At 38.0% G+C, this 9,516-nt stretch carries 7 protein-coding genes; 2 read left to right on the forward strand and 5 right to left on the reverse strand.

Annotated features, from left to right (window positions below; translation table 11 throughout):
• Positions 1-20: 20 nt before the first annotated feature.
• From AC3RVF_RS12645 to AC3RVF_RS12665, 5 genes are all read right to left on the reverse strand, one after another.
• The gene (locus AC3RVF_RS12645; RefSeq protein WP_489693497.1) at positions 21-767 is read right to left on the reverse strand and encodes a succinate dehydrogenase/fumarate reductase iron-sulfur subunit; all 747 of its coding nucleotides are present in this window, start codon (positions 765-767) and stop codon (positions 21-23) included.
• 90 nt (positions 768-857) lie between these two features.
• The gene (locus AC3RVF_RS12650; RefSeq protein ID WP_489693498.1) at positions 858-2,861 is read right to left on the reverse strand and encodes a fumarate reductase/succinate dehydrogenase flavoprotein subunit; all 2,004 of its coding nucleotides are present in this window, start codon (positions 2,859-2,861) and stop codon (positions 858-860) included.
• A gap of 20 nt (positions 2,862-2,881) precedes the next feature.
• Positions 2,882-3,538, reverse strand: coding sequence for a succinate dehydrogenase cytochrome b subunit (locus AC3RVF_RS12655; protein WP_489692372.1), 657 nt, complete (start codon positions 3,536-3,538; stop codon positions 2,882-2,884).
• A gap of 165 nt (positions 3,539-3,703) precedes the next feature.
• Entirely contained in the window at positions 3,704-4,822 is a 1,119-nt protein-coding gene (locus AC3RVF_RS12660) for a T9SS type A sorting domain-containing protein (RefSeq protein ID WP_489692373.1), read from the reverse strand.
• A 182-nt stretch (positions 4,823-5,004) separates the two neighbouring features.
• Complete coding sequence (locus AC3RVF_RS12665; RefSeq protein WP_489693499.1) at positions 5,005-7,842, reverse strand: WD40/YVTN/BNR-like repeat-containing protein; 2,838 nt, start codon at positions 7,840-7,842, stop codon at positions 5,005-5,007.
• 130 nt (positions 7,843-7,972) lie between these two features.
• Here AC3RVF_RS12665 and AC3RVF_RS12670 point away from each other — a divergent pair, with 130 nt between their 5' ends.
• Together AC3RVF_RS12670 and AC3RVF_RS12675 are read left to right on the forward strand one after the other, a co-directional pair.
• Positions 7,973-8,674, forward strand: coding sequence for a LysE family translocator (locus AC3RVF_RS12670; RefSeq protein WP_489693500.1), 702 nt, complete (start codon positions 7,973-7,975; stop codon positions 8,672-8,674).
• Between the two features lie 251 nt (positions 8,675-8,925).
• Positions 8,926-9,375 carry a hypothetical protein gene (locus tag AC3RVF_RS12675; RefSeq protein ID WP_489693501.1) on the forward strand — a complete coding sequence of 150 codons (450 nt, stop codon included), beginning with the start codon at positions 8,926-8,928 and terminating at the stop codon, positions 9,373-9,375.
• Positions 9,376-9,516 lie beyond the last annotated feature (141 nt).

A 9,516-nucleotide genomic window follows, 5' to 3' on the forward strand; every position in this document is an offset into this window, starting at 1 on the left:
ATAAATGATTTCTTATGTATTTATCCTTTTGCACTCGCGAATAAATATTCACGGTTCATTCTTGCAATATTTTCAAGTGAAATTCCTTTTGGACATTCAATTTCACAAGCGCCAGTATTGCTACAGTTTCCAAAACCTTCTTTATCCATTTGGGCTACCATATTTAAAACGCGCTCTGTTGCTTCAATTTTTCCCTGTGGAAGCAAGGCAAACTGACTCACTTTAGCTGAGGTAAACAGCATTGCACTAGCATTTTTACAAGCCGCTACACAAGCGCCACAACCAATACAAGTAGCTGCGTTAAATGAATCGTCAGCGTCTTGTTTATTTACAGGTATCGTATTGGCATCAATCGTATTCCCAGAAGTATTTACTGAAATAAAACCACCAGCCTGCTGAATTCTATCAAAAGAACTTCTGTCTACCACCAAATCCTTTATTACTGGAAATGCTTTTGCGCGGAAAGGTTCAATTACAATAGTATCGCCATCCTTGAACATACGCATATGCAATTGGCAAGTTGTTACTAATCTATCAGGTCCGTGCGGCTCTCCATTGATTTGCAATGAGCAACTTCCACAAATTCCCTCACGGCAATCGTGATCAAAAACAACTGGCTCTTCGCCTTTGTTTATAAGGCCTTCGTTAAGAACGTCGAGCATCTCTAAAAAAGACATGTCACCTTCTATTCCATCAATGGGATAGGTCTTTAATTCTCCCTTTGTAGTTGCGTTTTTTTGACGCCAAATTTTAAGTGTAAGTTTCATCTTTATAATATATTTGATAAAGCGGAAGATGGAATGCCCAAAGTATTCATCTTCGTTTTATTAGAAAATTGTTAATGGGCATTTCAAAGTCTATTTATATGATCTCGATTTAACTTCAATATTCTCGTACTCCAATTCTTCTTTGTGAAGCACAGAATTTCCTGGATCTCCAGTATATTCCCAAGCGGCAACGTACATAAAGTTTTCGTCGTCACGTAATGCTTCTCCTTCTTCAGTTTGATATTCTTCACGGAAGTGACCACCACAAGATTCGTTTCTATGTAATGCGTCTTTCGCGAATAATTCACCTAATTCTAAGAAATCTGCAACACGAGTAGCTTTTTCAAGTTCCGCATTCATTTCGTTCATATCGCCCGGAATCTTTACATCTCTCCAAAATTCTTCGCGCAATGCTTTAATATCGGTCATTGCCGATTTCAAATCTTCCGCATTACGAGCCATTCCACATTTGTTCCACATAATGTGGCCAAGTTTTTTATGGAAATGATCTACCGAATGTGTTCCTTTATTATTTATCAATTTTTCCAAAAGCTCACGAACCTTGTTCTCGGCTTCGTCAAATTCTTTAGAATCTGTTGGTATTTTTCCGGTTTTAATATCGTGCGCTAAATAATCGCCAATAGTATAAGGAAGTACAAAATAACCATCTGCCAAACCTTGCATAAGCGCTGAAGCTCCCAAACGGTTAGCACCGTGATCGCTGAAGTTAGCTTCTCCAGTAACGTAGCACCCAGGAATTGTAGATTGTAAGTTGTAATCTACCCAAACGCCACCCATAGTGTAATGTACCGCAGGGTAAATCATCATTGGAGTTTCGTATGGATTTTCATCTACGATTTTCTGGTACATCTGGAAGAGATTTCCATATTTGTTTTCGATAACCTCTTTGCCAAGTTTTGTAACTTCTTCTTTGGATGGGTTATGAATACCATTCATAACAGCCTGTTCATTTCCGTAGCGCTCAATTGCCGAAGCAAAATCTAGGTAAACAGCCTGTCCAGTTTTATTTACACCATAACCAGCATCGCACCTTTCTTTTGCGGCACGCGATGCAACATCTCGTGGCACTAAGTTTCCGAAGGATGGATATCTTCTTTCTAGGTAATAATCTCTATCTGCCTCAGAAAGGTCTTTTGGTTTTTTCTTTCCTTCACGGATTGCCTTAGCATCTTCAATATTCTTCGGAACCCAGATTCTACCGTCATTTCTTAAAGATTCAGACATCAACGTTAGTTTACTTTGATGATCTCCTGAAACCGGAATACATGTTGGGTGAATTTGTGTATAACAAGGGTTTGCAAAGTATGCCCCTCTTTTATGTATTTTCCAAGAAGCTGTAACGTTGCTTCCCATAGCATTTGTAGAAAGGAAGAAAGCATTTCCGTAACCTCCTGAAGCAATAACCACAGCGTGTGCGGAATGTCTTTCTATTTCACCTGTAACCAAGTTACGGGCAATGATTCCTCTCGCTTTTCCATCAACGATTACTAAATCTAGCATTTCGTGACGGTTGTATGGAGTAATTTTTCCGCGGTTTATTTGGCGGTTCATTGCAGAGTAAGCTCCTAATAATAATTGTTGGCCAGTTTGTCCTTTCGCATAAAAAGTACGTGAAACCAAAACGCCCCCAAAAGAGCGGTTGTCTAAATACCCACCATATTCACGAGCAAAGGGAACACCTTGTGCTACGCATTGGTCAATAATATTTGCTGACACTTCAGCAAGACGGTACACGTTTCCTTCGCGGGAACGGTAGTCGCCACCTTTTACGGTGTCATAAAATAATCTGTAGTTTGAATCGCCATCACCTTGATAGTTTTTGGCTGCGTTGATACCTCCTTGTGCAGCAATAGAGTGTGCACGACGCGGAGAATCTTGATAGCAAAATGTTTTTACGTTATAACCTAATTCGGCAAGGGTTGCAGCGGCGCTTCCACCAGCAAGACCCGTTCCTACCATAATTATGTCTATGTTACGTTTATTGGCAGGGTTAACGAGGTTAATATCGTTTTTATAATTTGTCCACTTATCTGCTAAGGGTCCTTTTGGGATTTTTGAATCTAATGTTGACATAGCGTTGCGTTTCGTGGTGTTTATTGATTAAAGTGAAGGTAAAGCGCAATAAATATAAATCCTAGCGGAATAAATATTGCGTAAAACTGCGTGAACCCTCTCAAACCTTTTGAATATTTGTTATTCCAACCCATACTTTGGAAAGACGAAGAAAAGCCGTGCCAAAGGTGAAGCATTAAAAGCACAAAGGCGAAACAGTATAAACCTGTGCGCACTGGGCTTTCAAATTTATGAAGCAACTCTGGGTAATAACGAGTGGCGTCTTGCGGATTGCCTTCTATATATTTGTGCATTATTTCCGGGAACCAGAAATCGTAAAAGTGAAGTCCTAAGAACGCCAAAATTACGGCACCGCTAATAATCATATTTCGCGAAGCCCAAGTAGAGTTTTTGTTTCCTTTAAACGATTTGTAACTAATTTGTCTTGAGTTGCGGTTTCTTATTTCAAGTACCAACCCCATTACAAAGTGAAAAATAACCCCAATAATTAAAATAGGTTGGGCTATAAATTGCACCACAAAATTATGCCCCATAAAATGGGACAAACTGTTGAAGGTATCGGGATCGATAACCGCAGTGATGTTGATGGTAAAATGTTGTGCCAAAAACAGCACAAGAAATAAGCCGGAAAGTGCCATAGCAACTTTACGCGCAATTGATGAAGATAATATTGCCATTATGGTTTTATTTCGAGAATAGTTGCACAAAAATACACTTCAAACCGCTTGTTGCCAAACATTCTTAATTGTTTAAAATCTATTTAGAATGGGTTTAAATATTATAATGCAAAAAAAAGGCCAACTGTTTGAAACAGTCGGCCTTCTATCAATATTAAAAGTTACTTACTGAACGATTAATTTTTTGGTAACATTCATGTTGTTTTGAGTTACGCTTACCATATAAACACCTGCTTTTAGAGCAGAAACGTTTAATTCACTACCAGAAATAGTAGCTCTAAGAACTTGTTTCCCAAGAACATCAAAAACAGCAACTTGTTTTTCACCTACAATCCCTGTCTGAATATTTACAATATTGCCACTAACTGGGTTTGGATAGATATTAAAGTTTGAAGAAAGATTATCGTTTACGCCTGCAGTTTCAGCTAGCTCAAATCCAAATAATTGATCTTCTGGAGTTCCTTGACCGATACCTATAACGGTAGTTTTTCCCGAAACAACATCATCTGAAATGAATAATCCACCTGCAATAGATGTATTACCTCCTGGTTGCTGACCACTTGTGTTATAGTCATAAACAACACCAGTTGCTACTCCATCAGGAAGAGATAACTGACGAATTAATGTTGCACCACCAGCAGCACTTTGATCTGCGATCCAAAGGTAAGGTCCTCCAGCAGAAACTAAATCAACAGCTCCACCATAGATTGCTCCACCGTGATTTGCAAATGGAATAACAGAAAGTTCGGCTCCGCTCATATCAAAAGAAGCGATATCAGAAGAGAAGTTTCCAGTCCAAAAACCACCATTTCCACCATCTAACGTAGGATCAAAAGCAACCATACGCGCTGTTGCACCAGTTGAAGGAGAAATTGTGATAGTGCTAACAACCGTTTTGCTTATTGGATCAACTTGAAAAATTTGAGTTGATGCAGTACCTATATAGGCATTTGTTCCATCCCAAGTAATAGAGCGAGCACCTGAAACTCCTGGTATAGAAAAGGATGTAATGTAGGTACCATCACTAGCTAATAAATTTAGTTGATTTGAAGCCCAAGCTGAAACCCAGAATTCGTTATTTATAAATGCAACACCAGCATTTCCATTAGCCCCAATCTCTGTGAAAAGATTGTAGTTGAAAAGTGGATCGAACATTGCGTTCGTACCAGGAGTTGTTTGAGTGCCGGCACCAACAACGGGAGCCGATTCTGCATTTTGAGCGTAACTTGAAACATTAGCTCCAAAAGCAAACGCCACTGCTAAAATAAGTAGTTTTTTCATCATTAAATTGTTTTTAAATTAGTGTATCGAAAATAGTCAATAATTGTTATCTCCCAAATATTCGGACGAAATAAAATTACTATTTCAACATAATTTTAACAGTACTCTTAGGGATAAGACAGAATCTCATATACGCTATGGCCCAGTGAAGAATTCAGCGGCTTTCCAGACACTGTAAATATTGCTTATTCAATAATAAGTGCGGTAAAAACTGTTCCCAAATTAGAAATTTCGACTTTATATTTCCCTTTCGGCAAATAATATTTTCCGTTTTCAGCTTTTCTGACTTTTATTTCCGCTTTTTCTAACACCCTTTTTCCTTTTTCGGAAACAGAAAAATCATACTCCAACACATTTACTCCCTTTGTGGTTTCCGTTGAAAGTTGTTGCAATTCTTTACCATCTTCGGTTTTAATTGTAATAGTTGTTTTTCCAGATTGCGGACTGTAAAACTGAAGATTGGTTTTTGGCTCATAAACTTCACCCCAAGTGCTCCATTTACTGCCCCAACGTGGACTAAAATTCAAAGAATCTATTTCGGCAAGAACCATTTCGCTCATTGTATTTATATTCAGTTTTTGCAACAAAGCAATATCTGCCACATAAATGGATCTTCCGTGAGTCCCTAAAACCAAGTGCTTAGCATCTGGCTGAATTACCAAATCGTGTACCGCAACATTGGGCAATTCTTTCGAAAAAACATCCCAACTTTCGCCGCGATTAAAGGAAATATAAGCGCCATTATCTGTTCCCAAATACAACAAATCTTCATTCACAGGATCTTCTTTTATTACGTTTACTGAAGAAGTTGGTAGGTTGCTGCTTATGTCTTTCCAAGTAGCACCATAATTATCGCTTACATATACATAGGGTTTAAAATCATCCCAGCGATACCCGTTTAAGGTTACAAATACGCGCTCTTTTTTATGTAAAGAAGCAATTACGCGACTCACCCACATATCCTTCGGAAGGGTGGTTGCAATATTTGTCCAGTTTGCACCACCATCTTTTGAAACATGCACCAAGCCATCGTCGCTACCCGTGTAAAGCAGTCCAAATTGAAAAGGTGATTCGCTAATACTGGTTAAAGTACCATAAGCCACATTTCCTGGTTTGCCGCCATTCGTTAAATCTTCTGAAATTGCCGTCCAATCATCGCCTTGGTTCATGCTTCGCATTAATTTATTTCCACCTAAATAGAGAATATCCTGATTATGCTTACTCAACAAAATGGGCGTTTGCCAATTAAAACGGTATGGGCTTTCGCCCAATTCATGTTTCGGTTGGATGTAAACAGGATCGCCGCCATTTCTATTCAACCTATAATAATTTCCAAATTGAAAGCCGGTGTACACAATGTTGCTGTTTCTATTATCTATTTGAACAAGCATACCATCGCCGCCCATGATAAACTCGTACGGATACTTACCATTTTGAAGCCATCCAGGATTTGCTTCATAATCATGCGGACCTACCCAAACGCCATTGTCCTGCAATCCGCCATAAACGTTATAATTCTTTTCATTATCCACATTCACCGAATAGAATTGACCAACGGCCGGAGCGTTATTTTTTATCCACGTTTTACCATCGTCATAACTTATGTTTACGCCGCCGTCGTTACCGTCAATTAAATGGCCAGACATTTTAGGGTTTATCCACAGTGCGTGGTGGTCTGCGTGCACGTTATCTGCATCTATGCTTTTAAAAGTTTTTCCGCCATCGGCAGATTTCAAAATTGGCACGCCGTACACATAGATTTTGCTGGCATCACTGGGGTCCACGTGAATTTTTCCGAAATAATATCCGTAGCTATAATACAAATCGTCTATGAAACCTTCGTGAGTTTTCTTCCAAGTTTTTCCGTCGTCGGTACTTTTGTAAACCTCAGCACCAATAACAGGAGTATCAAAAAGTGCGCTGTTAGCATCTTCAAGATATTTTGCCAAATCTTCGGGTTTTACAGTACCCACGCGCACCATTTGTTTTACGTTTTCGGAGCGATATTTTTCTTGAAAACCATTCATTTTAAGGAACTGGTTTAGCTTTTTATCATCCAATGCAAGAAAAGCTGCCGTGTCCATATTCTTGAAATCGTCTTTTGTAAGAATATCAGTCTCTTCTTTTTTAGCCTCTTTTTCTCTGTGAAATTGATTATCAACAATCAAATAAACGGTATTGTCATCTACCACCGCAGTGCCCATTCGGCCCATTCCTTTGCCAACTGGCAAACCGCTATTTTCGGTAGAAACTTTCGACCACGAACTGCCCGCATCGGTACTTTTATAAACACCGCTGCCCTCGCCACTGCCATCAAAATTCCAGGCTTTTCGGTCTTTATCCCAAGCGGTGGCATACATAGTATTGAAATTTTTCGGGTTTGTTGAAATTTCAATTATACCAGATTGATCATTTATAAAAAGAGTTTTCTCCCAATTCTTACCGCCATCAGTAGTTTTAAAAACGCCACGTTCTTCATTCGTTGAATACAAATGACCCACTGCTCCAACAACCACCTCATTTGGATTGGAAGGATTTATTAGTATACTGCTAATATGATGGCTTTCCGTCAGCCCCATATTCTGCCAAGTTTTACCTTTATCATCGCTTTTCAGCAAACCAATTCCTGCGTAAGAAGAACGAGAAGCATTTACTTCACCCGTACCTACCCAAATAGTACCATTTTTCCAATCTACAGCAACGCAACCAACGTTTTGGGTTGGACTGCTATCCATCACCGGTGAAAAGGAAGTGCCGTTATTATTGGTATACCAAAGTCCGCCGCTGGCATAGCCCACATAAAATTCTATAGGATTGTTTGGATTTACCGCAAAATCTACCACACGACCGCTCATAATAGTAGGTCCAATACTTTTGAAGGGTACCTTTTTTACTGAAGACGTTTCTGCAAGTTGGGATTTTTGTGTAATGCCGGTTGTAATTGCAGCAGCAGAAGTTGCGGGTTGTTGCGAGAAAGCCACCACCGTAGCCAAACAAAGTGCCGAGAGAAAAAGCTTGTTCATAAATATAGTTTTTTGAAGATTGGAAGGTAATTAAATGGGGCGTGTTTTGCAATGGTTTAATTTAGGGATGCGGGAATTAGCGAAGAGCGAAAAGAGGTTTATTTTTTGGTATATTTGGGTTGCATATATTATGGAAATAAACACAACAATTGTATTTATTGCCATGTTGGCAAGTATTATAAAAAACCTAATCAATATGTTTGGAATAACGAATTTTGAAACTTTTCTAATTGCAGCAATACTCTTGAATTTAACTCCTGGAGCAGACACAATGTACATTCTTGGGAGAAGTATTTCGCAAGGAAAAAAAGCTGGAATATTGTCAGCTATCGGAATTTCAACTGGTTCATTAGTTCATTGTATTGTTGCAGCCTTCGGACTTTCAATAATTATCGCTAAGTCCGCAATAGCTTTTAGCACAATTAAATATTTGGGAGCAGCGTATCTAATATATTTGGGAATTAAGGCGTTATTGACCAAATCACAGAATGAATTTGAAATTGAACAGTTGGACAAAAAGATAATCAGCAATCGCAAAATATTTGTTTCGGGAATTTTAACTAATATTTTGAACCCAAAAGTGGCATTATTCTTTTTGGCATTCTTACCACAATTTATTGACCCTAAATATGCAACGAATTCAATGCCGTTCATAATTTTAGGATTGACATTTATTGCGACGGGCACAATTTGGTGCTTGGCATTAGCATTATTTTCAGCCAAATTATCAGACAGAATAAGAAAAAACTATAAAATCAAAATGTGGTTGGACAAAATAACGGGCGGAATATTCATAGCCTTAGGAATAAAATTGGCACTCTCGGAAAAATAACAGTTGCCAACAATGGCTATAACAAATAGGGCAGAAAGTGCTATATTTAAAGGCTTGGGCGTATTTGTAAAGTCCACAAAATCTTTGGGATTTTGCCTTGACCAGAAAAAAGAAAAAAGGAAACCCAAAGGTTTTGCTAAGTGCGTGGCGGAAAGTAATCGCTTATCGACCGCCCTACTTGCCATAGCCTAAACATTGTAGCACATTTGACGCAACCATTCTGAAAATAACATCTTATAAAAAAGTAAATTATGAAATATCGAATTTTATTTATCTCAGTTTTATTTATTGGACTATTTTCTTGTAACAATGATGACGATTGTACTAATACAATTTTAAACACGACAAGTCTTGAAATTGAATATGGCTGTACGAATACTAAATATCAAATGGATATAGAATTATCTGAAAATTTTATGATTATTAAAAATCAACTTGATTTTGCTGAATTTGTATCAGGAAGTTGCCAACCTACGATTGATTTTACAGTTTATGATTTGATTATTGGAAAGAAAGGACTTGCGAATGGGAATACTTCTATTGACTACGAATTAATTGAAAATTGTGAGACTGGGAACGAAAATCTAATTGTTACTTTCAATCAAAATGAAACAACTGTAGCCCCTAATTTGACATATCACGCTCTAATTCCAAAACTTGGAATTGGGCAAGAAATGAATGTTGAAATAATAATTAATTAAAAACGTGCTACAACACCGTGTCCTATGAAAAGCACTAATCCCGTTCTTCAAATATAATATTTAATTTCTAATTAACTCATAATGATTATTTTGGGGTGTTGGAATGTTGATAATTCCGAAGGATTATCAATATTTCAATAC

Source organism: Aequorivita sp. IT1183 (genome assembly GCF_058068265.1).

Excerpts from the sequence above, each read along its gene's own strand:
- AC3RVF_RS12645 (WP_489693497.1), bottom strand. The coding sequence starts at position 767 with ATGAAACTTACACTTAAAATTTGGCGTCAAAAAAACGCAACTACAAAG.
- AC3RVF_RS12650 (WP_489693498.1), bottom strand. The coding sequence starts at position 2,861 with ATGTCAACATTAGATTCAAAAATCCCAAAAGGACCCTTAGCAGATAAG.
- AC3RVF_RS12655 (WP_489692372.1), bottom strand. The coding sequence starts at position 3,538 with ATGGCAATATTATCTTCATCAATTGCGCGTAAAGTTGCTATGGCACTT.
- AC3RVF_RS12660 (WP_489692373.1), bottom strand. The coding sequence starts at position 4,822 with ATGATGAAAAAACTACTTATTTTAGCAGTGGCGTTTGCTTTTGGAGCT.
- AC3RVF_RS12665 (WP_489693499.1), bottom strand. The coding sequence starts at position 7,842 with ATGAACAAGCTTTTTCTCTCGGCACTTTGTTTGGCTACGGTGGTGGCT.
- AC3RVF_RS12670 (WP_489693500.1), top strand. The coding sequence starts at position 7,973 with ATGGAAATAAACACAACAATTGTATTTATTGCCATGTTGGCAAGTATT.
- AC3RVF_RS12675 (WP_489693501.1), top strand. The coding sequence starts at position 8,926 with ATGAAATATCGAATTTTATTTATCTCAGTTTTATTTATTGGACTATTT.